The organism is Brevundimonas sp. PAMC22021, from assembly GCF_019443405.1.
Classification (GTDB): Bacteria; Pseudomonadota; Alphaproteobacteria; order Caulobacterales; family Caulobacteraceae; genus Brevundimonas.
This window is the reverse complement of the sequence record NZ_CP080376.1, coordinates 2,109,112-2,132,850: the sequence shown is the minus strand read 5'-3', so window position 1 is coordinate 2,132,850 and position 23,739 is coordinate 2,109,112. Positions and strand designations below refer to the sequence as shown.

Annotated in this window: 25 protein-coding genes, 1 tRNA gene and 1 pseudogene; 14 read left to right on the top strand and 13 right to left on the bottom strand. The window is 68.1% G+C overall.

The features are described from left to right. Window positions 1-8: 8 nt before the first annotated feature. The gene (locus KY493_RS10505) at window positions 9-1,070 is read right to left on the bottom strand and encodes an SDR family oxidoreductase (protein WP_219896295.1); all 1,062 of its coding nucleotides are present in this window, start codon (window positions 1,068-1,070) and stop codon (window positions 9-11) included. Between the two features lie 96 nt (window positions 1,071-1,166). Between KY493_RS10505 and KY493_RS10500 the strand changes: the two genes are divergently transcribed. Further along, entirely contained in the window at window positions 1,167-1,547 is a 381-nt protein-coding gene (locus tag KY493_RS10500) for a helix-turn-helix domain-containing protein (protein WP_219896294.1), read from the top strand. Window positions 1,548-1,569: 22 nt separating this feature from the next. On the opposite strand, the gene KY493_RS10495 is transcribed toward KY493_RS10500, so the two are convergent. Continuing rightward, window positions 1,570-1,818: a hypothetical protein gene (locus KY493_RS10495; protein WP_219898500.1), complete on the bottom strand. Its 249-nt coding sequence runs from the start codon at window positions 1,816-1,818 to the stop codon at window positions 1,570-1,572. Window positions 1,819-2,050: 232 nt separating this feature from the next. On the opposite strand from KY493_RS10495, the gene KY493_RS10490 reads away from it, so the two are divergent. Together KY493_RS10490 and KY493_RS10485 are read left to right on the top strand one after the other, a co-directional pair. Next, window positions 2,051-2,263 carry a cold-shock protein gene (locus tag KY493_RS10490; RefSeq protein WP_219896293.1) on the top strand — a complete coding sequence of 71 codons (213 nt, stop codon included), beginning with the start codon at window positions 2,051-2,053 and terminating at the stop codon, window positions 2,261-2,263. 89 nt (window positions 2,264-2,352) lie between these two features. Further along, the gene (locus KY493_RS10485) at window positions 2,353-2,613 is read left to right on the top strand and encodes a hypothetical protein (RefSeq protein ID WP_219896292.1); all 261 of its coding nucleotides are present in this window, start codon (window positions 2,353-2,355) and stop codon (window positions 2,611-2,613) included. 536 nt (window positions 2,614-3,149) lie between these two features. Here KY493_RS10485 and KY493_RS10480 read toward each other — a convergent pair. Continuing rightward, window positions 3,150-3,225, bottom strand: a tRNA-Ala gene (locus KY493_RS10480). Window positions 3,226-3,436: 211 nt separating this feature from the next. Further along, a complete protein-coding gene (locus KY493_RS10475) occupies window positions 3,437-3,892 on the bottom strand; it encodes a TIGR02300 family protein (protein ID WP_219898498.1) in 456 nt (151 codons plus the stop codon). Window positions 3,893-4,019: 127 nt separating this feature from the next. On the opposite strand from KY493_RS10475, the gene aroA reads away from it, so the two are divergent. The 7 genes and pseudogenes from aroA to mscL all read left to right on the top strand — a co-directional run bounded on the left by aroA (window position 4,020) and on the right by mscL (window position 9,366). Next, a complete protein-coding gene (aroA, locus tag KY493_RS10470; protein WP_219896291.1) occupies window positions 4,020-5,327 on the top strand; it encodes a 3-phosphoshikimate 1-carboxyvinyltransferase in 1,308 nt (435 codons plus the stop codon). Between the two features lie 21 nt (window positions 5,328-5,348). Then, on the top strand, window positions 5,349-5,648 hold the full coding sequence (locus tag KY493_RS10465; RefSeq protein ID WP_219896290.1) for a type II toxin-antitoxin system RelE/ParE family toxin: 300 nt from the start codon (window positions 5,349-5,351) through the stop codon (window positions 5,646-5,648). Next, complete coding sequence (locus KY493_RS10460) at window positions 5,641-5,919, top strand: addiction module antidote protein (protein WP_219896289.1); 279 nt, start codon at window positions 5,641-5,643, stop codon at window positions 5,917-5,919. The genes KY493_RS10465 and KY493_RS10460 overlap by 8 nt, the downstream gene beginning before the upstream one ends. Next, on the top strand, window positions 5,919-6,563 hold the full coding sequence (gene cmk / locus KY493_RS10455) for a (d)CMP kinase (protein WP_219896288.1): 645 nt from the start codon (window positions 5,919-5,921) through the stop codon (window positions 6,561-6,563). Before KY493_RS10460 ends, cmk begins: the two co-directional genes overlap by 1 nt. A 163-nt stretch (window positions 6,564-6,726) precedes the next feature. Next, complete coding sequence (gene rpsA / locus KY493_RS10450) at window positions 6,727-8,430, top strand: 30S ribosomal protein S1 (RefSeq protein WP_219896287.1); 1,704 nt, start codon at window positions 6,727-6,729, stop codon at window positions 8,428-8,430. Between the two features lie 189 nt (window positions 8,431-8,619). Then, window positions 8,620-8,931 (top strand): annotated as a pseudogene (locus KY493_RS10445) (integration host factor subunit beta); the annotation flags it as partial. A gap of 12 nt (window positions 8,932-8,943) precedes the next feature. Further along, the gene (gene mscL, locus KY493_RS10440) at window positions 8,944-9,366 is read left to right on the top strand and encodes a large-conductance mechanosensitive channel protein MscL (RefSeq protein WP_219896285.1); all 423 of its coding nucleotides are present in this window, start codon (window positions 8,944-8,946) and stop codon (window positions 9,364-9,366) included. Between the two features lie 4 nt (window positions 9,367-9,370). Here mscL and KY493_RS10435 read toward each other — a convergent pair whose 3' ends face one another. Then, complete coding sequence (locus tag KY493_RS10435) at window positions 9,371-10,513, bottom strand: GNAT family N-acetyltransferase (RefSeq protein ID WP_219896284.1); 1,143 nt, start codon at window positions 10,511-10,513, stop codon at window positions 9,371-9,373. 202 nt (window positions 10,514-10,715) lie between these two features. Here KY493_RS10435 and KY493_RS10430 point away from each other — a divergent pair, with 202 nt between their 5' ends. Then, window positions 10,716-12,545, top strand: a complete 1,830-nt coding sequence (locus KY493_RS10430) for a peptide MFS transporter (protein WP_219896283.1) — start codon at window positions 10,716-10,718, stop codon at window positions 12,543-12,545. 193 nt (window positions 12,546-12,738) lie between these two features. Here the strand turns inward: KY493_RS10430 and KY493_RS10425 are convergent, their stop codons facing one another. Next, complete coding sequence (locus tag KY493_RS10425) at window positions 12,739-14,823, bottom strand: TonB-dependent siderophore receptor (RefSeq protein ID WP_219896282.1); 2,085 nt, start codon at window positions 14,821-14,823, stop codon at window positions 12,739-12,741. A 179-nt stretch (window positions 14,824-15,002) separates the two neighbouring features. Between KY493_RS10425 and KY493_RS10420 the strand changes: the two genes are divergently transcribed. Continuing rightward, on the top strand, window positions 15,003-15,941 hold the full coding sequence (locus KY493_RS10420; protein WP_219896281.1) for a TraB/GumN family protein: 939 nt from the start codon (window positions 15,003-15,005) through the stop codon (window positions 15,939-15,941). Between the two features lie 17 nt (window positions 15,942-15,958). Here the strand turns inward: KY493_RS10420 and KY493_RS10415 are convergent, their stop codons facing one another. From KY493_RS10415 to ppk2, 3 genes are all read right to left on the bottom strand, one after another. Then, window positions 15,959-16,261, bottom strand: a complete 303-nt coding sequence (locus KY493_RS10415) for a hypothetical protein (RefSeq protein ID WP_219896280.1) — start codon at window positions 16,259-16,261, stop codon at window positions 15,959-15,961. Between the two features lie 65 nt (window positions 16,262-16,326). Beyond that, window positions 16,327-17,757, bottom strand: a complete 1,431-nt coding sequence (tldD, locus tag KY493_RS10410; protein ID WP_219896279.1) for a metalloprotease TldD — start codon at window positions 17,755-17,757, stop codon at window positions 16,327-16,329. A gap of 53 nt (window positions 17,758-17,810) precedes the next feature. Next, on the bottom strand, window positions 17,811-18,560 hold the full coding sequence (gene ppk2, locus KY493_RS10405; RefSeq protein WP_219896278.1) for a polyphosphate kinase 2: 750 nt from the start codon (window positions 18,558-18,560) through the stop codon (window positions 17,811-17,813). 125 nt (window positions 18,561-18,685) lie between these two features. On the opposite strand from ppk2, the gene KY493_RS10400 reads away from it, so the two are divergent. Both KY493_RS10400 and KY493_RS10395 read left to right on the top strand, forming a co-directional pair. Beyond that, on the top strand, window positions 18,686-19,447 hold the full coding sequence (locus KY493_RS10400; protein ID WP_219896277.1) for an extensin family protein: 762 nt from the start codon (window positions 18,686-18,688) through the stop codon (window positions 19,445-19,447). Between the two features lie 190 nt (window positions 19,448-19,637). After that, window positions 19,638-19,841, top strand: a complete 204-nt coding sequence (locus KY493_RS10395) for a cold-shock protein (RefSeq protein ID WP_219896276.1) — start codon at window positions 19,638-19,640, stop codon at window positions 19,839-19,841. Window positions 19,842-19,856: 15 nt separating this feature from the next. On the opposite strand, the gene KY493_RS10390 is transcribed toward KY493_RS10395, so the two are convergent. From KY493_RS10390 to KY493_RS10375, 4 genes are read right to left on the bottom strand one after another with little or no spacing between them, the layout of a single operon-like run. Then, a complete protein-coding gene (locus tag KY493_RS10390) occupies window positions 19,857-20,774 on the bottom strand; it encodes a DMT family transporter (RefSeq protein WP_219896275.1) in 918 nt (305 codons plus the stop codon). Window positions 20,775-20,793: 19 nt separating this feature from the next. Next, entirely contained in the window at window positions 20,794-21,897 is a 1,104-nt protein-coding gene (hisC, locus tag KY493_RS10385) for a histidinol-phosphate transaminase (protein WP_219896274.1), read from the bottom strand. Window positions 21,898-21,916: 19 nt separating this feature from the next. Next, window positions 21,917-22,597, bottom strand: a complete 681-nt coding sequence (locus KY493_RS10380) for a hypothetical protein (protein WP_219896273.1) — start codon at window positions 22,595-22,597, stop codon at window positions 21,917-21,919. Continuing rightward, on the bottom strand, window positions 22,597-23,652 hold the full coding sequence (locus KY493_RS10375) for a DUF2125 domain-containing protein (RefSeq protein ID WP_219896272.1): 1,056 nt from the start codon (window positions 23,650-23,652) through the stop codon (window positions 22,597-22,599). The genes KY493_RS10380 and KY493_RS10375 overlap by 1 nt, the downstream gene beginning before the upstream one ends. Between the last annotated feature and the right edge of the window lie 87 nt (window positions 23,653-23,739).

Sequence of the window (23,739 nt, the reverse complement as noted above, 5' to 3'; positions counted from 1 at the left end):
CAGTCAGGTCAGGGAATAAGCCGCTCGGCGCGCATCTGCTCGAACAGGGCGAAGAAGGCGTCGTCCGTCGGCTGATAGGCGGTGAAGCCCAGGCGCCGGCTCTTGCCCATGTCGGTGACCACCTCGATCGGCCGACCGAGGTCGGCGTCGGTGTGCCAGGGCGACGCCAGGCGGTCCAGGTCGGGTTCGACCAGACCCTCGCGCTCGGCGATCGCCCGCCAGGTCGCGCGGTCATCCCGCATCTGGACTTCCAGCGGCAGGATTTCGCCGTCGAACTCGGCGGGGGCGAGGCCGAACCATTCGGCGATGCGCCCCCACATCCATTTCCAGCGGAAGACGTCGCCGTTGACGACGTTGAAGGCCTGGTTGGCGGCCCCAGGCGTGGTGGCGGCCCAGACGAGATGGCGCGCCAGCTGGCTGGCGCTCGTCATGTCGGTCAGGCCGTTCCACTGCGCTTCGGATCCGGGGAAGCGGAACGGCCGTCCGGTCTCGCGGCACAGGGTGGCATAAGCCGCCAGCGTCGCGCCCATGTTCATGGCGTTGCCCACGGCCTTGCCGATGATGGTGTGCGGGCGATGCACGCTCCAGGTAAAACCGTCGCGCGCGGCGGCGGCGAAGACCTCGTCCTCCTGGGCGTAGTAGAAATTGTCGATGTCCAGGCGGCCTTGCGCCTCGCGGAACGGAGTCTCGGGAAGGGATCCCTGCCCATAGGTCTCGAACGGGCCGAGGTAGTGTTTCAGGCCGGTCACCAGGGCGACGTGGCGAACCGAGCCGGCCGGTCGGACAGCGTCCAGCACCGCGCGCACCATGGCGGCGTTGACGCGGATGTTCTCCGCCTCGTTCGCCTGCCGCGACCAGGTGGTGAAGAAGACGGCGTCCGGTCTTGCACCGGCCAGCGCCGCAGCCGTCGCGGCGGGGTCATGCAGGTCCGCGGCGACCGGGGAGACGCCGTCCTGCGGCGCCGGCCTGCGAGCCAGGCCCAGAACCTGCCAGCCCTGGCGCACCAGTTCCGCAGCGACCGCGCCGCCTGCGATGCCGCTCGATCCCACCACCAACGCTGTTCCGGCCATCACCATCTCCTTTGCATGAGGAACGCACCTAGGCGCGAGGCGCCACGGCCGCTAGACGGCACCAATCGGGGACCTAGCCTCCAAAGGGTGACCACCATGCAGGCGATCGGCGAAGACGAGGACTGGCGCGAGGACTGCGCCCCCCGACGCGTGCTGGAGCTGTTCGCGACCAAATGGACCAGCATGGTGCTGCATACGCTACAGGCGCGTCACGGAGGCTGCGCGCGATCCGGAGTCCTGCTCCGCAGCCTGCCGGGCGTGTCCAAGAAGATGCTGACCCAGACCCTGCGCGAGATGGAGGCAAGCGGCCTGATCAGCCGCCACGTGCAGGGGTCCATTCCTCCGGCCGTCGAATATCGCCTGACCGAGCTGGGGAGACGGTTCGTGGAGCCGGTCGAACTGCTCTACGCCTGGGGCCGGGACAACGCCGACGCGCTGGACCGTCTGACGCCGCGGCCGACCTCGCGCAGAGGCTAGAGGGGGCACGGTCCCCGCGCGCTCATTCGTCGTCGAACGGTGGCGGCAGCTGTCCGGCCTTGAACAGGATTGTCGGGTTTTCGTCGTAGTCCCCGATCTCGACATCCGCCGAGACGCTGAAGGCGACGACGCCGAGCCTTAGCGGCGCGAGGCGTTCGGCCTGGCGCCTGGCTTCCTCGGGGGTCTTGCACCCGATTTGTTGTTCGGCCCTGAGGGCCTTGCCCCGTCCCGCCGTATACGCCTGGACAATATGTACCGTTTCTGAAGCCATCGATATCCAAGCGGCTGATTTCTCTGATCGGTCAAGCGCAGAACGCGTCAAATGTTCAGGTAGGCACGGGAGCGCCTTGAAAATACCAGAACTGACTACCATATCGGTCATGTCGATCTTTTGCGTAACGCCCCGTCCTTTATGCGTACGCACCAAGTTCAGGCTTATCCATTCAGAATCCGACGCACCACCAAGGTCTGTCTTGTGGTGAATTCTAACGGAGGTCCTGAAAATGACTACCGGCACTGTAAAATGGTACAATTCCACCAAGGGGTATGGCTTCATCCAGCCGGATGACGGCGGCAAGGACATCTTTGTCCACGTCTCAGCTGTCGAGAGCGCGGGTCTGCGCGGCCTCGATGAAGGTCAGAGCCTTTCCTACGAGCTCGAGCGTGACAGCCGCAGCGGCAAAGAGTCCGCAGGCCAGCTCAAAGCCTCGGCCTAACTTTCCCTGCCGCGCCTGGTGAGCAGCCAGGCGATCACGCTCAAGGGCTGGCGCAGTCTGCGTCAGCCCACGTTTCAACGGAGACCATCATGACTGTGCTCGCTGACAGGGTGCCTGCCCTGAACGACGTGGATCTTTCAACGCTCCGGGCGAACGCGGTGCGCTTGGTCGAGGAGGGAACGGCCACGCAGGTTCTGGCCGCCGACAACATCATTCCCGTGATCGATGCGGAGGTCGCGCGACGTGCGGCGCTGCCAAAGGCGGCCCCGGTGAAGAAGCGGGCTGCCCCGCGGCTGAAGGCGATCCCGGTCAGCGGCCACCAGACCGCCCTCGCGCCCAAGGCGGCCTAAACGCTGTTTCTGGCGGCCAAGAAAGACTTGCTCTTCGAGCTGATCAAAGCGCCGGCGCGTCAAGCGCGTCCGGCGCTTAGCGCGTCGCGTACCTGGGTCCACAGCGGCGGAGCTCAGGATGAAGATCTATGATGGACGGTTTTCCAATGGCGAGTTCGTCACCAGACGCGGCGCTCGCGAGCTCCCCTTCGCCTGGCGCGTCGTTTACCAGGTTCTCGGACGCCCTGGCGTGATGACTGGCTTCTCGACATCTCGATCCCTCGCGGAAGCGACCGTCGAGCGCCACAGCGCGGAGATGAGCTGGAACCGAGGGAGCCGCAGCATCTTTGTTTCCGGCGAGGTCGTTCCGACCTGCGTGCGCGGGGCGCCGTAAGCTCTGCATTCAGGTGCGCGTCACAGATCTTCATCTTCGCCAGAGGGCCAGATGAAGCCGGGACTGCGCTGCTCAAGCCGCCGGGCACTCCGAGCAGGCGATGTGAATCAACGGGCCAGAAAAGCAAAAGGGGTTAGCGGCGAGCCGCTAACCCCTAGGAAACTGGTGGAGCTAAGCGGAGTCGAACCGCTGACCTCTTGAATGCCATTCAAGCGCTCTACCAACTGAGCTATAGCCCCGGACCTTTCGGTCTGGTCCGCCCGGTTCGTCTTGCGACGGCCCCCGGCGAGGCGGCGGAACCTATGTCGAAGCATTTCGGCGATCAAGCCTGTTTCGACATTTATTTTCGGCCGGGTTCCAGGCGCCGAAAATGCAGCAGAATCAATGACCGGAATGCTGTCCCATCGCGCCTCCACTAGCGGGAGCCGCGACGGGCGCAAGTGAAAAAGATCAGTCGTCGTCCTTGGACGGCTTGGCGATCTCGTCGTCGAAGGAGTCGTCGTCCTCGTCCTCGATGAAGGGCACCGAGTCATCGTCTTCGTCGGCCAGGACGTCGTCGTCGTCGCCGTCGGTCGCGCCCATGCCGGGTTCTTCCGATGCGTCGGTCGGCGTGTCCTCGTCGTCGTCGGGCGTCAGGATCGGCTCATGGCCTTCCTCGTCGATCTCGGGGGCGCGGACCGTCTCGTCCTCGTCCTCGTCCTCGGCCTTCTTGTCGACGACCTGATCTTCGGCCTCGTCATCAGCCGGATAGCCCGGGCGGGTCCGACGGCTGCGCAGCTTCAGCGCCTCTTCCGGATCAAAGTCGGTGGAGCATTTCGGGCAGTGGGCGGGGCGGCGGTTCAGGTCGTAGAACTTTGCCTGACAGTTCGGGCAGACCTGCTTGGCGCCCAGTTCGGGATTGGCCACGGCGGATACTTTCAACAGGTTGAATTCGGGGCGGTCCCTTGCCACCCCCGGGGGCCGCTGTCAAAAGCGATCTTCGCGCCGCCCGCCCGGCCGATCCCCTGATGACCAGCTTTAATGCGGGCCCGCCATGATCTCCCAACTCACCGCGCGCCGTTCCTCCGCCCTCAGCGGCCGGGTGCGCGCGCCGGGCGACAAGTCGATCTCGCACCGCGCATTGATCCTGGGCGGCATGGCCGACGGCGTCACCGAGATCGAGGGTCTGCTGGAAGGCGACGACATCCTGGCCACCGCAAGAGCAGTGCAGGCCTTTGGCGCGGGCGTCGAACGGCTGGGCCCGGGACGGTGGCGGGTGACGGGGCGGGGCGGGTTCAGGACGCCGCTGGACGTGATCGACTGCGGCAACGCCGGCACCGGCGTGCGCCTGCTGATGGGCGCGGCGGCCGGCTACGGCCTGACCGCGACGTTCGACGGCGATGCGAGCCTGCGCAAGCGGCCGATGAAGCGAGTGACGGATCCGCTTCGGCGCATGGGCGCGCGCTTCGGCTGGCTGACCAACGAGGACCGGCTGCCGGTGGCGCTGACCGGCGGCGCGCTGACCGCCATCGAGCACGAGCAGGCGGTGGCCTCGGCCCAGGTCAAGTCGGCGATCCTGCTGGCCGGGCTGAACGCCGACGGCGTGACGACGGTGCTGGAGCCGGAGAAGAGCCGCGATCACACCGAGCGGATGCTGCGCGCCTTCGGCGCCGAGGTGGGGGTGGAGCCGGTCGGCCAGGGTTGGCGCGTCACGCTGCGCGGAGGGCAGGCGCTGCGGGGAACGGCCGTGGCCGTGCCGGGCGATCCGTCCTCGGCCGCCTTTCCGCTGGCGGCGGGGCTGATCACGCCGGGTTCGGAGGTGACGGTCGAAGGGGTGATGCTGAACCCGTTGCGCACCGGCCTGTTCGACACCTGGATCGAGATGGGCGCGGACCTGACGATCTCGGACCGGCGCGAGGCCGGCGGCGAAGAGGTCGGCGATGTCACCGCGCGGCATTCCGCGCTGAAGGGCGTGGTCGTGCCCGAGGCGCGCGCCGCCTCCATGATCGACGAATACCCGATCCTGGCCGCCACCGCCGCCTTTGCCGACGGTCAGACGGTGATGCGCGGCGTGGGCGAGATGCGTGTCAAGGAAAGCGACCGCATCGCCCTGATGGTCGCGGGTCTGCGCGCCTGCGGCGTGATGGTGGAGGAGGAGCCGGAGGGCTTCATCGTCACCGGCGGACAGGTGAAGGGCGGCGCGACCGTCCGCACCGCCCACGACCACCGCATCGCCATGAGCCACCTGGTGCTGGGTCTGGCGGCGGATGCGCCGGTGTCCGTCGACGATCCGGGCATGATCGCCACCAGTTTTCCGGGCTTTGCCGAGATGATGCGTGGGCTGGGCGGCGATCTGGCATGAGCGATCGATCGACGACCGCTGATGTTTGAGGTTCTTCAGCATCCGGAGTTCGTGGAATGGCTTCATCGGCTCAGAGACATCCAGGCCAAAGCGCGAATCCTTCGTCGCCTGAACAGGCTTGAGCGAGGCTTGGTCGGTGACGCCAAATTCATCGAGGCCGGAGTGCGGGAGCTGCGCATCGACTACGGCCCCGGATATCGGCTATACTTCATTCAGCGTGGCGGGCAGCTGATCGTGATGCTGTGCGGCGGCGACAAGGCAAGCCAGAGGGCGGATATCGCGCAGGCCTTGCGGATCGCCAGGGAGGTCGAACATGGTTGAGCTGAGACGTTTCGACGCCGCCGAATATCTGGACTCTGATGAAGCGGTGGAGGCGTTCCTGCAGGACGCGCTGGATTCCAATGAGCCGGTCGAGATCGCGGACGCCCTGATAGTCATTGCGCGAGCCAAGGGCCTGACGGCGGTCACGGAAGCGGCCGGGCTGTCGGAGGCGATGCCGGCTGCACCAGCGCCCGCATGGCCGACGCTGCTCAGGGTAATCGGCGGACTTGGGCTTAGGCTTACCCCGGTAACGGTCAGATCCGCCGCCTGATGGGTTTCGTCATCGCCGTCGACGGCCCGGCTGCATCGGGCAAGGGGACCATCGCGGGCCGGCTGGCGCGCGAATACGGCCTGCCGCATCTGGACACCGGCCTGCTCTATCGCGCGGTGGGGCTGAAGGTGCTGGAGGCGGGCGGATCGCTGGACGACGCCGAGGCGGCGCAAGCGGCGGCGAGAGGGCTGGACGCTCGCACCCTGTCGGACGATCTTCGCCTGACGACCGGCGAGGCGGGGGAAGCGGCCAGCCGCGTCGCGGGGCACCCCGGCGTGCGCGCGGCGCTGCTGACGCTGCAACAGGACTTCGCCGCGCAAGCCGGCGGCGCCGTTCTGGACGGGCGCGACATCGGCACGGTGATCGCGCCGGACGCCACGGCCAAGCTGTTCGTCACCGCGACGCCCGAGGTGCGGGCGAGCCGGCGCTGGAAGCAGCTGACGGCGCGCGGCGACGCCATCGCGCTGGAGGACATGCTGGCCGACATCCGCAGGCGCGACGAACGCGACGCCGGCCGGGGCGCGGCCCCCATGGTGCAGGCCCACGACGCGGCCTTGCTGGACACGACCGACTTGGGTATAGAGGCCGCCTTCGATGCGGCCCGCCGTATCGTCGAGGCGGCGCGCGCCCGGCACGGTCTTTAGACCAAACCTGGCAAATCCAACGCACCGGTCCTCAGACTTTCCGCGGGCGTTCTGAGCGATCCTGTCGCGCTCGCATCCTGACGACCTGCCTATCCTTTCCGTCCACCTCGCGCGGGGCCGCATGGCCGCGCGCCGCAACCCATTCGGAAGCTCCAACAGCTACATGACCGACACTCTCTCCCCCTCGCGCGACGATTTCGCCGCGCTGCTCGACGAACAACTGCAGGGCCGCGATCTCGGCGAAGGCCAGGTCGTCCACGGCCGCGTCGTCGGCATCGAAAAGGACATCGTCATCATCGACGTGGGCCTGAAGACCGAAGGCCGCATCGCCATGCGCGAGTTCGGCCAGGGCGAAGGCGCCGTTCTGCCCAAGCTGGGCGACAACGTCGAAGTCTACCTCGAGCGCGTCGAGAACGCCCTGGGTGAAGCGGTCATCAGCCGCGACAAGGCTCGCCGCGAGGAAGCCTGGACCCGTCTGGAAGGCGTGTTCGCCGAAGGCCAGCCGGTCAACGGCGCCATCGTCGGCCGCGTCAAGGGCGGCTTCACCGTCGATCTGGGCGGCGCCTCGGCCTTCCTGCCGGGCTCGCAGGTCGACATCCGTCCCGTGCGCGACGTCGGTCCGCTGATGGGCAAGGAACAGCCCTTCGCCATCCTGAAGATGGACCGTCCGCGCGGCAACATCGTCGTGTCGCGTCGCGCCATCCTGGAAGAAGCCCGCGCCGAACAGCGCACCGAGCTGGTCGGCCAGCTGCAAGAGGGCGAAGTCCGCGAAGGCGTGGTCAAGAACATCACCGACTACGGCGCGTTCGTGGATCTGGGCGGCATCGACGGCCTGCTGCACGTCACCGACATGAGCTGGAAGCGCGTGTCGCACCCGTCGCAGGTCCTGAACGTCGGCGACACGGTCAAGGTGCAGATCGTCAAGATCAACCCGGACACCCAGCGCATCAGCCTCGGCATGAAGCAGCTGCAGTCGGACCCCTGGGACGGCGTGGAAGCCAAATACCCGGTCGGCGCCAAGTACACGGGCCGCATCACCAACATCACCGACTACGGCGCCTTTGTGGAGCTGGAAGCCGGTGTCGAGGGCCTGGTGCACGTCTCGGAAATGTCCTGGACCAAGAAGAACGTCCATCCGGGCAAGATCGTCTCCACCTCGCAGGAAGTGGATGTGGTCGTGCTGGACGTCGACAGCTCCAAGCGCCGCATCTCGCTGGGCCTGAAGCAGGCTCAGGACAATCCGTGGGATGCGTTCGTCGCCAACCACCCGATCGGCTCGACCGTCGAGGGCGAAGTCAAGAACGCCACCGAGTTCGGCCTGTTCATCGGCCTGGACAACGACATCGACGGCATGGTGCACCTGTCGGACCTGGACTGGAACGTCTCGGGCGAGGAAGCCATCCAGCGTTACCGCAAGGGCGAAACCGTCAAGGCGAAGGTGCTGGACGTCGACGTCGAGAAGGAACGCGTCTCGCTGGGCATCAAGCAGCTGGGCGGCGATCCGATCGGCGAAGGCGACACCTATCGTCGCGGCCAGCAGATAACCGTCACCGTCTCGTCGATCGAGACCGGCGGCATCGAGGTCAAGTTCGGTGAGGACGACGCGCCGGTGTCGGCCTTTGTCCGCAAGTCCGATCTGTCGCGTGACCGCAACGAGCAACGTCCGGAACGCTTCGCCGTCGGCGACCGCGTCGATGCGATGATCACCGCCGTGGACAAGGCCTCGCGCCGCATCTCGGTGTCGATCAAGGCGCTGGAGATGAAGGACGAACAGGAAGCCATCGAACAGTTCGGGTCGTCGGACTCGGGCGCCTCGCTGGGCGACATCCTGGGCGCCGCGCTGAAGAACGCCGGCAACAAGGAGTAAGAACGCGGCCCCCACGGGCGGTGTTCGAGGGGCGGCCGGAGCGATCCGGCCGCCCTTTTCCGTTTCAGGACAAGGCAAGCCGACGTATCAACTGATGAGGTTGGGCGCGACTCAGTCGCGCTGGGGCTTTTTAAGCCGAACCTCTGCGGCTAGGGTGCGCTCGGAAGGGGTCGGCGCGAGAACGTCGGTCCGCGTAAAAGGCGGGGCGCGATGATCAAGTCGGAGCTGATCGAAAAGCTGGCGGCCGAGAACACCCATCTGACCCACGGCGAGGTGGAGCGGTTGGTCAACATCGTTCTGGGCAAGATGACGGACTCGCTGGCCGAAGGCGGTCGGGTGGAACTGCGCGGCTTTGGCGCCTTTTCGGTGCGGTCGCGTCCCGCGCGGGCGGGGCGGAATCCGCGCACCGGCGAGACGGTCGAGGTGCCGGCCAAATGCGTGCCCTTCTTCAAGAGCGGCAAGGAACTGCGCGAGCGGCTGAACGCCTCGGGCGACGAATAGGGAGGCGCCGCGATGGGCCTGCTGTCCGAGTTCCGCGAGTTCGCCGTCAAGGGCAATGTCGTCGACCTGGCGGTCGGCGTCATCATCGGCGCGGCCTTCAACGGCATCGTCAAGAGCCTGGTCGATCAGGTGGTCATGCCTCCGATCGGCCTGATGACCGGCGGCATCGATTTCTCGGAGCTGGAATGGGTGCTGCGGCCAGAGAACCCGGCGACCGCCGAGATCGAAAAGGTCGCGATCCAGTACGGCGCCTTTCTGAACACGGTGATCCAGTTCCTGATCGTGGCCTGGGTCGTGTTCCTGATGGTCAAGGGGATCAACACCCTGCGCAGGCGCGAGGCGGCCAAGCCCGACCCGGCGCCTTCGGCCCCTACCGCGACCGAGTCGCTGCTGATCGAAATCCGAGACGAACTGCGCCAGCGTCCCGGCGCCTGACGCGTCAGGCCTTGGACACCCGGCCGGTGGTCGCGCGACGCTGCGCTTGTCGCCGCTCCTGCGCCGACGGAACCGGGCGGTTGCAGACCAGATAGTCGCCGTCCAGCGGCGTCGGTCGCCACAGAGGCGCCAGGCTCTCTTCGCGGAAGGCGGCGTGGCCGTGGCCCCAGCCTCCCTCGCGCCGGGCCGCTCGACCCACGCGGCCCAGCGTCTGCAGCAGTTCCGGCGTCAGCGCCTGCAGCCGCACCTTGGCCGCGCCCAAGGCTCGGGCGTTGCGGATCAGCGTCCGCGTCAGCAGCGGAATGGCGTCGGCGCCCGCCAGCGCCTGAAGGTCGATGATCTCCAGGCTGGGCGGATCGATGATGCTGGTCTTGGCGGTCATCGCCAGGGCGGTCCCGGTCAGCCGCCCGTCCTCGATCCGGCCCAGCAGCAACGGACGGTGCGGCAGGTCGGGATCGGCCAGACGCCAGCGCATCATCTCGGCGCCGCGATCCGCGACCAGCGCCCCTTGCCTGGACAGGGCCCGCCAGAACTCGCCATAGGGCGAGCCTTCCGACACATCGCTGATCTCCACCACGTCGCGGGGCAGCCGCAGATGCTCAGGCTGTAACAGCCGGGGGTTCATCAGCCGCTCGCCGATCTGCTCTGCCGCCTCCGCCGATGTCTGGCCATAGGCGCGCCGGAGCAGTCGGCCGCGGAAGCAGGCGATCGGGTCGATGGTCCACGACAGTATCAACGCGTGGGTCTGCTCGGGCCAGGGTCGCATTCCCAGCCGGCCGTAGAGCGCGGCCGAGCGAGCATTGGCGTTCAGGGTGTAGTGGGCGAACACGCCGGGCTGATCCAGAAAGGCCTGGATCAGGGGGCGGCTGGCGCCCTTGTGCTGCGGCGGGACGATGATCGAAAAGCCCGTCGCGCCATGCAGCCTGCGCCCGTCCAGCACGAACCGCTGGATCAGATTGCCCAGCATGGCGCACGGCCGGTCCCCCGCATCGACGATCACCCAGCCCTCGGGCGCATCGATCTCGCGCCGCGCCGGATTGTCGGCCAGCCAGCGCCAGCCGTCCATTGATCGCTGAGGCCAGCCGACCGACGCATGCAGCCGGTTAAGGGCCGGGTAGTCGTCGGCGCGAACCTCCCGCACGATCATCTCGGCTTCCATCCCTGTCTGGCACGCGTGATCTGCATGGCGTCCGTGATTGCAGAAGACGGGCCACTTATGACAACCAGAGGTTGCGTAGAAGTGAGCGACGGGTGCTCTCGCAAGGTTAAGGCTTGTTCGGACTATCGGCCCGTGCTGCTTATGCGCCTTTCGCGCGCCCAAGCGAGGCGCGGCAGTTGGGAGTGAGCCGTTGACGACAACGGATGGGGGGGCGCTGACGCCTCGAAAGACCTTCCTGGGTCACCCTCGGGGGCTGGTGATCCTGTTCTTCACCGAGATGTGGGAGCGGTTCTCCTACTACGGGATGCGGGCGCTGCTGGTGCTGTATCTGACGCAGCACTTCCTGTTCGGCCCGGCCGAGGCGCAGGGCATCTACGCCGCCTACGCGGCGCTGGTCTATCTGATGCCGGTGATCGGGGGCATGATCGCCGACAAGTATCTGGGGCAGCGCAAGGCCGTCATCATCGGCGCGGTGCTGCTTGTGTTGGGCCATTTCACCATGGCGTTCGAAGGCTCCGGCGGGCGTGAGCGCCTGACTATCGGCGAGACCACCTACGACATCCAGGTCGAAGGCCGCGATCAGAACCGCCGCATGTTCGCGGTCAACGGCGACGAGCGCGTTCAGATCGCCATCTCTCCCGAAGGCGTCTCCACCGTCGGCGCAGAGCCGTCGGCCGCGAACGCCGCCGACGCGGCCGCCGCCGCTGTCGGCACGGGCCTGGGCACGCCGCCGACCGGCGCGTTGGATCCCGCGACGCAGGCCGCTCCGCAGGCCTCCGCCCAGGCCGGCTTCCCCGCGTTCACCGCCACCGGCGGCTATTCGCTGGAGACGACCCGCGACACGGCGATGGGCGAACCGGTGCTTTTCCTGGCGCTTTCGCTGATCATCATGGGAGTGGGATTTCTGAAGGCCAACATCTCGACCGTGGTGGGCGCTCTTTACGAAGAGAACGATCCCCGTCGTGACGGCGGCTTCACCATCTTCTACGTCGGCATCAACCTCGGCTCGTTCCTGGCCACGGCCGCATGTTCGTATCTGGGCTTCACCTATGGCTGGGCCTATGGCTTCGGGTTGGCCGGCATCGGCATGCTGCTGGGTCTGCTCACCTTTGTGCTGGGTCAAGGCTGGCTTGAGGGACGCGGCGGCCCCCCTGTTCCGCTGAAGGGGCGTTCCATCCTGGGCGTGCCGGTCGAGGCCTTTTTCTGGATCGCCGGCCTGATCTGCGTGATTCCCGTATGGCTCCTGATGCAGCGTCACGAGATCATCGAGACCCTGCTGCCGTGGATCGCAGGGATCATCTTCGCCGCCGTTGTCGGCTACACCGTGCTGAAGCTGAAGGGCGTCGAGCGGAGCCGCATGCTGGTGGCGCAGGTGCTGATCTTCTTCTCGGTGCTGTTCTGGGCGCTGTTCGAGCAGGCGGGTTCATCCCTGACCTTGTTCGCGGATCAATCGACCCAGATGCCGTCCTGGTTCAACGCCGGCTACACGCAGATGTTCAACCCTGGCGTGATCATCATCGGCGGCCCGATCATGGCTGCGCTGTGGGTCTGGCTGGCCAAGCGCAAGCTCGAGCCCTCGACCCCGGTCAAGTTCTCGTTCGGCCTGATGTTCGTGGGGCTCGGCTTTCTGGTTCTGACCTTCGCCGCGAGCAACCTGGCCAACGACGCCTTCCGGGTGCCGCTGACCTTCCTGTTCCTGACCTACGTCTTCCACACGATCGGCGAGCTGTGCCTGTCGCCCGTGGGCCTGTCGATGATCACCAAGCTGTCCCTGGCTAGGGTGGTGGGCATGATGATGGGCGTGTGGTTCCTGTCCAGTTCGGTGGCGCACATCGTGGCCGGCCTCATCGCCCAGGCGACCGCAACCGACACCGTGGCCGGCGTGGTGACCAGCCCGCAACTGGCGCTGGAGACCTATGCTTCCATCTTCGGCACCATCGGCTGGACCGGCGTCGGCGTCGGCGTCTTCCTGCTGGTGCTTTCTCCGCTGCTGAAGAAGGGCATGGCGGGCATCCACTGATCTCCGACGGTGCGGACATGAAGAGGCCCCGGCGGAGCGATCCGCCGGGGTCTTTTTGTTTACAGCCGTGCGGCTTTCCCCCTCCACCGCTTCGCGGTTCCCCTCCCCCAGAGGGGGAGGAATGATGCGGGTTTGAACTCCTCCCCCCACAGGGGGAGGGGACCATGCGAAGCATGGTGGAGGGGGCGCGGCTTCAGAACGTCTTGCGCAGGCTGACGCGATAGAAGGTCCTGGGGTCGATCTCGCGGCGTTCGGTGAAGGCCACAGCCTGCGTCTCCCGATCGCCGTAGAAGGTGCGGTCGATGGTGAAGTCGTCCCACAGGGTGACCTCGCCGCGCAGGGTCAGGCTGGCGGTCGGCTTGTACTCGATCCAGGCCTGCTTGTAGTCGCTGATGCGGACCAGCTGGCGCTGATCGGGATCGAAGCGCGGGTCGCGGAAGCCGGCCAGGTAGAACACGCCCCACTGCAGCTTCAGGCGCGTCAGGTCCTGCTGGAAGCTGAACTCCGCTTGGCTGGGCCGCACGCCGGAGATGGCGCGGGTCTCGCCGGTCGTGGGATCGGTCACCTCGGTATGGTTCCAGCTGTTGGACACCTTGAACTGACCGCCCGAGACGCCGAGCTTGTCGGTCGGCAGCGTCAGGCTGACCGCCAGCTGGTCCAGCGAGCCGTCGCCGATGTTGCCGGTCGCCGACAGCTCGTCGGCCAGCGGGATCACGTCGATGGCGTTGACGATCTCGTCGTGGCGATAGCCGAGCGACAGCACGCCCTCGCCCCAGAAGCGGCGTTCATAGGTCAGCTCGCTGATCCAGCGCTGCTCCGGCTCCAGGTCGACGTTGCCGCCGAAGACGTTTTCCTCCTCCAGGTCGGCCGACGCCGCGAAGTCCGAGAAGTCCAGCTGCCCCAGTTCGCGCTCGAAGCGGAAGCGCAGCTGGTTGTTCGGCATCGGCGTCCAGGTGGCCAGGACGCGCGGCTTGGCGAAGAAGAAGCTCTTTTCCTGATCGGCGTCGCCCGACTGGCTGATGGTCGAGGCCTCCAGCCGCAGGCCCGCTTCCAGCGTCAGGTTGGGCCGCACGCGGTAGGTGCCCTTGCCAAAGGCCTCGCCACGCGTTTCCTCGACCTTGACCGAGGCGCTGGGCAGCGGCACGACCGCGCCGCCGACGGTCAGCGCCTGTTCGGTGTCGAGCATGTTGTAGGCGACCTCGCCCCCAAGCTCGAGGGTGATGCGCGGCGAACGCTCCTGACGCACGAGGGCGCGCAGGATCGATTCCGAACTCTTGCCGTCATAGCTGAAGACCTGATCGGGCTCATCGAGGCCGTTGCTCATCACACTGTAGGTCGAGGCGCCGTCAAAGTCCGAGAACTCGTGGATCAGCCGCGTCTCGAGCTTCAGCGTTGGCGTGAGAGGACGGGTGTAGGTCGCGCCGACCTCGCCGTTCACGCCGTCTTCAGCGCTCTGGCTTTCGCGAAACACGGTCGGGCTCTGGCTGATATCGTAGCTCTGCCAGTCGTTGACGCCGATGCGGGCGGTCAGGTCGATCTTGCCGCCGGCGAGAGGGCCTGCGTAGTTGCCGCGGATGGAGTTGCCTCCGCCGTAGCCGTCGTTCACCGTCTGCTCGTCACGCGTGACGACGCCCGCGGCGTTGCGGCGGATGGTGCGGCCGCGACCGTTGGAGTCGCTCATGCTGACGCCGTCCGACAGGGTGACGCCCCAGCTGCGATCGCCCTCGCGCGCGGTGAACTGGTAGGAGGCGCCGGACACGTCCTGGCCGCCCTCGAAGAAGACGCGGTTGGCGCTGAACACCGACTGACGGCTGCTTTCGGCCTTCAGGATCACGTTCACGACGACCGAGTAGCCCTGCATGTCGATGCCGGGCGCCCCGCCCCGGATCAGCTCGACGCGCTCGACCTGGCGGGCCAGGGTGCGCGACAGAACCGAGGATCCGGTGTCGTTCTTGGACGCCGGGCGCGCATTGTTGATCAGGATATTGCCGACCGCGCCCTCGAACCCCCGCGCGCCCGAGCCGTCGTCGATCTGAAAGCCCGGCACCCGGTCCACCATGTCCAACGCCGTGTCCGGACGCTGGTCGGCGAAGAAGTCGGGGGTGAAGACCAGCACGCCCTGCTGGGCCGCGTCCGCCAGCGGCGCCTCGGTCGTCGGGCCGGTCGGCACGGGCGCCTGAGCCGCCTGCGGATTCGCCTTCGGCGGCGTCGTTTCGGCCGACGCTGCGCCTGTGCTCAGCAGCAGGGCGGTGGTGGTCAGCAGGATGGTGCGGGTCATGTTTGGCCTCTCGTTGCGTGGCGAGAGGTGTGCCGTTCGTCGCGTGTCGTCTCCAGTTACAAGGCCGAAAGGTGGATTAAATCGGCGACAGCATTACAGGCTTGTAAGTGTTGCCGGAAGTTAATGCGATGTAAGTCGATCCTATACTTGCCGGATGTTCGGCAAACTCGGGGGCGGACATGAAGACGCGGCTTGTTCTGGCGATTTGCGGCGCCCTGGCTTTCGCGGGCGGGGTCCAAGCCCAGGTTCAGTCTGAGCCCGCCTCGGAGGTCGAACCGATCGTCGTCACGGCGCGGCGGTCGGGGGCGCCGATGTGGACGGTGACGGCGGGAGACAGCACCGTGCTGCTGGTCGGCGCCATCGACGGGGTGCCGAAGTCCGTCGCCTGGCGTCCGGATGCGCTGGATGCGGCGACGCTGCGCGCGAACCGCATCCTGTTGGGCACCGGGGTGGAAGGGTCGCTCAGTGACATCCTGAGGCTGATCTGGCGCTCGCGCACCCTGACGCGCCTGCCGGATGGACGGACCTCGGCCGACTATCTGTCGCCGGAGTGGCAGGCGAGGCTGGACGCCCTGGAGGCCCGCTACCGCGTCGATCACAGTCGCAAGAGCTTCCTGCTTTCCAGCCGCGACCTGCTGACGGACCAGCTCGACTTCGACCGCGACACGGCCGACGACGCCGAAGACGTGGTGCGCCGCGCCGCGCGAAAGGCGCGCATTCCGGTTCAGGCCGTCACCGGCGGGCGCGGCGACCAGATGGTCGAGGATCTGCTGACCGCCCCGCCCGAGCGCCTGGTTCCCTGCATGCAGGCGGCCATCGAGGCGACGGAGGCGGGCGCCGGACCGGTGCAGCAGCGGGGAGAGGACTGGACGCGGTTCCGCGTGCGTGCGGTTCTGGATTCACCGTTGGAGAAGGCGCTAGGCCGCTGCTGGCCCTGGGGCGATCCCACCATCGGCCCGCAACTGCGCTCCGCCTGGATCGAAGGCGTCGACAAGGCGCTGGCCGAGCCGGGGGTGACCATGGCGGTCGCGCCGCTGAACCTGCTCGGCGGCGAGGACGGCGTGCTCGACCGCCTAAAGGCCAAGGGTCTGGAGGTCTCAGGTCCGGACTGGCGCTGAGACCTCCGAGGCGAGAATCAGTTCGCCGGGCGCTCGGGAACGGCGTCGCGAGCGGCGTCGCCGACGTTCTCGGCCGCATTGCCCACGCTTTCGGCCGCGGCGGAGACGGCGTCGGTGCGCACTTCTTCCTGACGGTTCATGTTCAGCAGGAAATAGGCGATCAGCGCCACGACGGCCAAGCCGATGATCAGGGCCACGACGCCGCCCATGCCGCCGCCGCCGCGACGCTCGACGATCACCGGGTTGGAGCCGCCGCCGCGCTCGACCACGCGCTCGTGGTTTACGCCATCGGTTCGTTCGGTCACGCGTTCATCAGCCATGGGATATCTCCTCCTGTTGTGGTGGAGCTTGAACCCCGCGTGTGCGGCGAAGGTTCCGGAGGGCCTCAGACGGCGGTGCCGCCCACGGTCAGGCCGCCCATCTTCAGGCTCGGCTGGCCGATGCCGACCGGCACGCCCTGGCCCGCCTTGCCGCAGACGCCCACGCCCGGATCAAAGGCGAAGTCGTCGCCGATCATCTGGATGTGGGTCAGCGCGGTCGCGCCGTCGCCGATCAGGGTGGCGCCCCGCACCGGTGCGGTGATGCGGCCGTCCTCGATCAGATAGGCCTCGGTGCACTGGAACACGAACTTGCCGTTGGTGATGTCCACCTGGCCGCCGCCGAAATTCGCGGCATAGAGGCCGCGCTTGGTCGAGGCGATCATGTCGGCTTTGTTGTCGCGCCCGCCCTCCATGAAGGTGTTGGTCATGCGCGGCATCGGCATGTGGGCGAAGGACTGGCGCCGGCCGTTGCCGGTCGGCTGGACGCCCAGCTGACGGGCGCTCAGCCGGTCGTGCATCAGCCCGACCATGATCCCGTCCTCGATCAGCACGGTGCGCGAGGTGGGCGTGCCCTCGTCATCGACCGACAGCGAGCCGCGCCGCCCGGCGATGGAGCCGTCGTCGACCACGGTGACGCCCGGCGCGGCCACCCGCTTGCCCATCATGCCGTTGAACACCGAGGAGCCCTTGCGGTGGAAGTCGCCCTCGAAGCCGTGCCCGATCGCCTCGTGCAGCAGAACGCCCGGCCAGCCGGCGCCTAGCACCACGTCCATCTCGCCCGCCGGGCAGTCCACGGCCTCCAGGTTCACCAGGGCCTGGCGCAGGGCTTCGTCGACCTGGGCCTGCCAGCGTTCGGGCGCGATCCAGGTCTCGAAGCCCGCTCGGCCGCCGGCGCCGGCGGAGGCGCTCTCGCGCCGGCCGTTCTGCTCGACGGTGACGGAGACGTTCAGGCGCACCAGCGGGCGCACGTCACGGACCGATCGGGCGTCGGCGCGCAGGATGTCGATCTCGCGGCGCTCTCCGACCAGCGAGGCGGACACCTGGACCACGCGCGGATCGCGCGCACGGGCAAAGGCGTCGATCTCGGCCAGCAAGGCGATCTTGTCCGAGAAGGCGGGCGAGGCGAGAGGATCGACCTCCCCGTACAGCTTCTGGTTGGTGGCGCGCGGACCATCGGCGATCACGGCCGCATGGCCGGCCTTGGCCAGGGCGGCGCTGTCGGCGGCGCGGCGCAGGGCGGCCGGGGAAATCTCGTTGGCGTGGGCGTAGCCGGCGGTCTCTCCCGCCACCACCCGCAGGCCGAAGCCTTCCGAAGCGTCATAGGCGGCGGACTTCAGCCGGCCGTCGTCGAACACCAGCGATTCGCTCTCCGACCGCTCCAGGAACAACTCGCCGTCGTCCGCGCCGGTCAGGGCCGCTTGCAGGATCGTCAGGGCTTCCGACGGATCGACGCCCGAGGTCTCGAGCAGGGGAGAAGGGGAAACGTGCACGGTCATGTCTGGATAAGTAGGGGGCCGCGCCCCCTGCGTCACCACGCCGGCGCGCGATTCTACGGCGCCACCCGGCCGGTCGCGCCGTCGGCCGGGAAGACGATGTCCGGATCGGGCAGCGGCGCCTCGATCCCCGGCGCGTCCAGACGGTGCAGCACATGGCGCAGGATGTTCAATCGCGCCTTCTTCTTCTTGTCGGTGGCGATCACGGTCCAGGGCGCGCAAGGGCGGTGCGTCTCGGCCAGCATCCGGTCGCGTGCGTCGGAATAGGCGTCCCAGCGCGCCTGCGCCTCCGCATCCAGGTCCGAGACCTTGAAGCGTTTCAGCGGATCGTCCCGCCGGGCCTCCAGCCGCTTGGCCTGCTCCCCCTTGGTGATGTCCAACCACAACTTGATCAGCACAATGCCGTCATCGGTCAGCATGCGCTCGAACCGCGGCGCGTCGGCCAGGAAGCGCGCGTGCTGCTCGGGCGTGCAGAAGCCCATCACCGGCTCCACGCCCGCGCGGTTGTACCAGGACCGGTTGAAGATCGAGGTCTCGCCCGCCGCCGGCATGTGCGGGACGTAGCGTTGAAAATACCACTGCGTCGCCTCCCGGTCGGTGGGCTTGGGCAGGGCGAAGACGCGGGTCTGGCGCGGCGACATGTATTCGGTCATGCGCTTGATCGCGCCGTCCTTTCCCGCGGTGTCGCGCCCCTCGAACACCACTACGATGCGCAACCCCTGACGGATCGCCCAGGCCTGGCTTTCCACCAGCGCGGTCTGCAGGGTGATCAGTTCGGCGTCGTAGTCGTCGTCGGTCTTGCGCATGGCGCGACTGTGGACGCCGGGAGCGCGGGCGGCAAGGTGATGACACGCTGCGGCATGAGGTCGCGGAGCTTAGCCGCTGCGCGCGCGTTCACCGACCGGCCCTTCCGGCCGCGTGTTGGAGAGGCATGAAGCGCGACGTCGCCGACTTCTGGAATCTGCTGTGGGAACTGGCGCTGCTGGCGTGCGCGGGGTTCGCCCTGTTGAACGTCTTTGCGCCCGCGCAGGACCTGCCGTGGAAGCCGCTGGACCTGTCGCGCCCGATCGGCACGGCGACGGCGTCCAAGGTCTCGGCCTTTGATCTGCCGCGCGTGGCGGCGTCCGAGGAGGTCGAGCGTTCCACCGCGGCCTGCATGAACCTGCTGAGAGAGGCGGGGGTGCAGGTCGAGCGGGCGGCGGACCGCAACGACGGCGGCTTCTGCATCGTCCAGGGCGCGGTGCGCATCACCGGCGGCGACGTGACGCCGCTGAGCCCGGCCGGCGTGGTCATGCAATGCCCGCTGGCGGTGCGCTATGTGATCTGGGACCGGCAGGTGCTGCGTCCGACCGCCCGCGAGGTGATGGGATCGGAGCCGGCTCGGGTGGAGAATTTCGGGACCTATTCGTGCCGCCGCATCTACGGCTCGTCGGACACAAACGAGCGGCCGAGCGAGCACGCGCGCGCCAACGCCCTGGACGTCTCAGGCTTCCGGCTGGAGGACGGGCGCAGCGTCAGCGTTCTAAACGACTGGTCGGGCGCGGGACCTGCGGGCGAGAGCGGCGGTCGCTTCCTGCACGCAGTGCGCGACGGCGCCTGCCGGCTGTTCTCCAATGCTCTGGACCCGGATTATAACGCCGCCCACGCCAACCACCTGCACCTGGACGGGGCGCCGCGCGGCCTGTGCGGCTGAGGCTGCGCGATTCGCTTTGCTGTTGACCGGCCCGAAAAGCCGGGTGACAACATCTGCGCAGTCCGGATTTCAGCGTGGGGTCCAAACCCGCGTCTCGCTCCTTCGCCTGAACGAGCTTGTCCAGATGGGCTGACGGGGTTTGCCTTCGGGAACCCTGCCTGGAAAAAAGCGCGTTTACGGAGACGCAGACATGGCGACCGGTACGGTCAAGTGGTTCAACCCCACCAAGGGCTACGGCTTCATCCAGCCCGACAGCGGCGGCTCGGACGTGTTCGTTCACGTTACCGCCGTGCAGAAGGCGGGCCTGCAAGGCCTCGATGAGAATGCGAAGGTGTCCTACGAGCTGGAAAACCAGCGCGGCAAGACGTCGGCGGTGGACCTCAAGGTCCTCTAAGTCCGACCTTCGGGTTTATGGATTGACGGGCGCGTCGGCTTTGGTCGGCGCGCCCGTTTTCTTTCGCGCCGAGACCTGGGCCAGCACCACGGCGCTCAGCACCAAGGCGCCGCCCAGCGCCTGAACCGGCGTCAGGGTCTCGCCGAACACCAGCCAGCCCAGGACGCCCGCGACCACCGGCTGGATCAGGATGGTGACGGCGGTCAGCGAGGCCGGCAGCTTGCCCAGCGCCCAGGCGACCCCGCCCTGACCGGTGACGTGCATCAGGCCCATGGCGACGCAGGCGGCCCAGCCCGCTGCGCTGGCAGGAACCAGGTCTTCGCCCAGCATCAGCGAAACGGCCAACAGGATGGGCGCGCCGACCACCGTCGCCCACCAGGTGACGCGCATGGCGCTGGCGTCGCGCCTGGCCAGCTTCACCGCCAGGAAGTAGCCCGAGTACCAGAAGGACACGAGCAGGGAGAGGATGTCGCCCAGAAGCGGATTGGTCCCCTGCGCGCCGCTGGCCGCCGCCGCCATGGCGAAGGCGCCCGCCATGGCCAGGATCAGCGCCACCACGAACAGCTTGCCCGGCCGCTCCTTCAGCACCAGCCAGGCGAAGGCCGTCACCACTACCGGGGTCAGGTTGCACAACACGGTGGCGTTGGCGACCGAGGTCATGACGATGCCGTAGTGCCAGAAGCTGAGGTCCATGGCGAAGAACAGGCCCGCCAGCAGCATCCACTTGGACGGCCGGGCGAAGCCTTCGCCGCCGGGCCGTCCGACGATCAGCGCCAGCAGCGGCAGGGCGAAGACGAAGCGCCAGAAGCCGGCCGCCGCCGGTCCCGTCTCCGTCAACCGCACCAGAATGGGCGCAAGGCCCAGCACGCTGGCGGCGATCAGCAGCACGATCAGCGGAACGGCGCGCGACGGGGCGGCGGGAGATGCAGGCATGACGACGTGGGACGGCCGGTCAGCCGGCCGCGAACTCGCTCAGGGCGTCGATCACGGCGCGGTTCTGGTCTTCCGTGCCGATGGTGATGCGCAGGCCGTCGTGGATGCCGTAGCCGCCGACGGCACGCACGATGACCCCCTTCTTCATCAGGGCCTCGTTGGCCTCCGCCGCCGTGCGCGCGGGATCGGGAAACAGCACCAGGATGAAGTTGCCGGCCGAGGGCAATACCTCAAGGCCGAAGCCGCGCAGGGCCTGGGTCAGGCGCGGCTTCCACGCATCGACCAGTTCGCGCGACGTGCGCTGGTGCGCCTCGTCATTGATGGCCGCCGCCGCCGCCTCGATGCCGGGCAGGGAGACGTTGAACGGCAGGCGGATGCGCTCGATCGCGTCTGCCACCACAGCCGGCGCATAGCCGAAGCCGATGCGCAGGCCGCCCAGGCCGTGGATCTTGGAAAAGGTGCGGGTGACCACGACGTTGGCGGCGTCGCGCGCCAGGGGCAGGGCCGTCTCGTAGTCCGGCTCGCCGACGTATTCGGCATAGGCCTCGTCGATCACCAGGATGATGTGGGCGGGCAGGGCCTCGTGCAGCCGCCGGATTTCCTCGGCCGTGTTCCAGGTCCCGGTCGGGTTGGACGGGTTGGAGACGTAGACCAGCTTGGTGCGCTCATCGACCTGGGCCAGCAGGGCGTCGATCTCGACGCGGTAGGCGGGCTCTGGCGCCAGCTTGACCTCGGCGCCGCAGGCCAGGGCGCTGATGCGATAGGCGAGAAAGGCGTACTGGCCGCAGACGATGTTGTCGCCCGGGCTGAGATAGGCCTGGTTCAGCAGCGAAAAGACCTCGTCCGAACCGTTGCCGAAGATCAGGCGCTCGGCCTCCAGCCCATGGTGATCGGCGACGGCGTCACGCAGCTTGCCGGCCTTGCCGTCGGGATAAAGGTGGATATTGCGAACAGCGGCTTCATAGGCGGCGCGCGCCTTGTCGCCCGGCCCCAGGGGATTTTCGTTGGACGACAGCTTGATCGGCTCGGCCACGCCGGCGATCGACGACTTGCCGCCGACATAGGGGGCGATGTCCATGACGCCGGGCTTGGCGACGGGGCCGGCTGCGGAGGCGTCGGTCATGTACGAAATCCCTGGTGCTTCAGAATACGGGCGCCGCGCCGATGACGCCGGACAAGGCGCCCGGTGCGTCGATCAGCCGCCCGTCGTCGGCCTGCACATAGCCCGCCAGGGTGAACAGCTTCAAGCCGCCGCGCGCCGCGAGCGGCTCTGCGGCGAGGCCCGCCTGCGACAGTGTCTGCACGATGCGGCTGTCGGGCCAAGCAGCATCGGTCACCCAGAAGCTGCGGTCGTCCCCGGTCGGACCCGACGTTCGCGTCGAGACGACCAGCGCCTGGGGCCGAGCCCGGCGGTCGTCCGGCAGGGCGGCGGCGACCGAAAGCTCCGGTCGCGCCAGCATCCGCCCCCACCAGGGCCGGGCGGCGTCGACATCGAGAACGGCCGACCCGCCGCCCGCAGCGGCGGCGAGGGCGGCGTCGGGATCGTCCACCGTCCTGAGGTTCAGGCCAAAGCGGTCGGCGGCCAGAAGAGACGCACGCGCCCCGCAGACGACCACGAGAGCGCCTGCCGCCTCAATCCGGCCGCGCAAGGCGCGAAAGGCCGCCGCTTCCGTCGCCGGGACGCCGGCGAGCAGCGGCCGGAGCGCGATGGCGTCTCCATCCGGACGCTCGCCGAAGCCGGCCTCCAGCCGCGCACGGATGGCGTTCAGCAACGCCTGGTCCAGCGCCGCGCGCGCCTCGTCGGCCGGGGCCTCTTCCAGCATCAGAACAGCTTGGGCGCGGGGGCGATGGGGAAGGGACCCAGCCAGGTGCGGCCGTCGCGGAACAGCAGCGTCAGCTGCACGTCGCCCTGTCCCGTCGCATCCGCCGCGCCGGCCGCCGCGGCCGCGCCCGTCGCGCCGAGCCGGTTCACGGTTCCCTCGCCCGAACGCGCCAGGCCCGCGATGGCGCGCAAGGGTTGCTCGGCCTTCAGAGCCACCTCGCCGGCGATGCGGCCGTCGGCTTGCGCCCGCAGTTCGTCGCTGGCCAGGGTCGCGCGGCTCTGACCGGCCGACATCTCGCCGCGAATCTGGGTGAAGCGGCCGCCCGCGCGGGTCCAGGCGGCGAACAGGCCGTCATTGCCGCTGGCGCGCAGACGGCTGGCGTCCTCCAGCACCGTCTCGATCTGCAGGGTCAGCCGGCCCTGCTGGGCGAAGCCCTCGACCGGACCGGCCGGCCGGCCTTGCGCGTCTATCAGGCGGAACAGCACGTCCACGTCGTCCGCCGCAGTCACGCCGCCCGCGATGTGAGGGCGCGAATACAGCTCGACCCGCGCGGCGCGGGCGATCGGAAAGGGTTCGGCGCCCGGGTGCGGGGTGAAGACCGGATTGACCAGCTCGATCGCCAGGTTCGGCCAGCGCTGGTCCAGGCCGTGCACGCTCATCCGCACCGCATCGCCGCGCACGTTCACCTTGCCCTTGGCCGCGCGGGTGACCGTCAGGCCGTCCGGCGCGATCACCACCCACTTGGTCGGCTGATAGGCGTTGGCCTCGGCCACCAGCTCGGGCGCGGCGACCGCATGGCCGGACGGCGCCGTGATCGACGCGTGCGGCAGGGCCACGCGCGCGCGGAACGGCCAGCCGCTGATCGCCGGGTCGGCGTAGTCGATGGTCCAGCCGCCGTCGCGCAGTCTCTGCGCCTGCGCCTCCAGCCGGGTCTCGACCTGACGGGTCAGGAAAAACCACCATGCGGTCCAGCCGGCCAGCACGATCAGCAGCAGGATAAAGGGGGCGTAGAGGCCTTTTCGGCTGTGGCGCTTGGGCGGGGCGTTGTCGGTCATGAACGGGCTCTAGCAGATCGCGCAACGCGGAACAGCGGGCGCGGTGGCGCAACGTGGCCGCCCGTTCCGCGTTCAACACGGACCACG

Bases quoted from the DNA above. Each gene is read 5' to 3' on its own strand.
- rpsA (WP_219896287.1), top strand. From the start codon at position 6,727: ATGACCGACACTCTCTCCCCCTCGCGCGACGATTTCGCCGCGCTGCTC.
- KY493_RS10425 (WP_219896282.1), bottom strand. From the start codon at position 14,823: ATGACCCGCACCATCCTGCTGACCACCACCGCCCTGCTGCTGAGCACA.
- KY493_RS10375 (WP_219896272.1), bottom strand. From the start codon at position 23,652: ATGACCGACAACGCCCCGCCCAAGCGCCACAGCCGAAAAGGCCTCTAC.
- KY493_RS10420 (WP_219896281.1), top strand. From the start codon at position 15,003: ATGAAGACGCGGCTTGTTCTGGCGATTTGCGGCGCCCTGGCTTTCGCG.
- KY493_RS10380 (WP_219896273.1), bottom strand. From the start codon at position 22,597: ATGCTGGAAGAGGCCCCGGCCGACGAGGCGCGCGCGGCGCTGGACCAG.
- aroA (WP_219896291.1), top strand. From the start codon at position 4,020: ATGATCTCCCAACTCACCGCGCGCCGTTCCTCCGCCCTCAGCGGCCGG.
- ppk2 (WP_219896278.1), bottom strand. From the start codon at position 18,560: ATGCGCAAGACCGACGACGACTACGACGCCGAACTGATCACCCTGCAG.
- KY493_RS10390 (WP_219896275.1), bottom strand. From the start codon at position 20,774: ATGCCTGCATCTCCCGCCGCCCCGTCGCGCGCCGTTCCGCTGATCGTG.
- tldD (WP_219896279.1), bottom strand. From the start codon at position 17,757: ATGACCGTGCACGTTTCCCCTTCTCCCCTGCTCGAGACCTCGGGCGTC.
- KY493_RS10465 (WP_219896290.1), top strand. From the start codon at position 5,349: ATGTTTGAGGTTCTTCAGCATCCGGAGTTCGTGGAATGGCTTCATCGG.
- KY493_RS10485 (WP_219896292.1), top strand. From the start codon at position 2,353: ATGACTGTGCTCGCTGACAGGGTGCCTGCCCTGAACGACGTGGATCTT.
- hisC (WP_219896274.1), bottom strand. From the start codon at position 21,897: ATGACCGACGCCTCCGCAGCCGGCCCCGTCGCCAAGCCCGGCGTCATG.
- mscL (WP_219896285.1), top strand. From the start codon at position 8,944: ATGGGCCTGCTGTCCGAGTTCCGCGAGTTCGCCGTCAAGGGCAATGTC.
- KY493_RS10395 (WP_219896276.1), top strand. From the start codon at position 19,638: ATGGCGACCGGTACGGTCAAGTGGTTCAACCCCACCAAGGGCTACGGC.
- KY493_RS10500 (WP_219896294.1), top strand. From the start codon at position 1,167: ATGCAGGCGATCGGCGAAGACGAGGACTGGCGCGAGGACTGCGCCCCC.
- KY493_RS10435 (WP_219896284.1), bottom strand. From the start codon at position 10,513: ATGATCGTGCGGGAGGTTCGCGCCGACGACTACCCGGCCCTTAACCGG.
- KY493_RS10460 (WP_219896289.1), top strand. From the start codon at position 5,641: ATGGTTGAGCTGAGACGTTTCGACGCCGCCGAATATCTGGACTCTGAT.
- KY493_RS10495 (WP_219898500.1), bottom strand. From the start codon at position 1,818: ATGGCTTCAGAAACGGTACATATTGTCCAGGCGTATACGGCGGGACGG.
- KY493_RS10400 (WP_219896277.1), top strand. From the start codon at position 18,686: ATGAAGCGCGACGTCGCCGACTTCTGGAATCTGCTGTGGGAACTGGCG.
- KY493_RS10505 (WP_219896295.1), bottom strand. From the start codon at position 1,070: ATGGCCGGAACAGCGTTGGTGGTGGGATCGAGCGGCATCGCAGGCGGC.
- KY493_RS10490 (WP_219896293.1), top strand. From the start codon at position 2,051: ATGACTACCGGCACTGTAAAATGGTACAATTCCACCAAGGGGTATGGC.
- KY493_RS10415 (WP_219896280.1), bottom strand. From the start codon at position 16,261: ATGGCTGATGAACGCGTGACCGAACGAACCGATGGCGTAAACCACGAG.
- cmk (WP_219896288.1), top strand. From the start codon at position 5,919: ATGGGTTTCGTCATCGCCGTCGACGGCCCGGCTGCATCGGGCAAGGGG.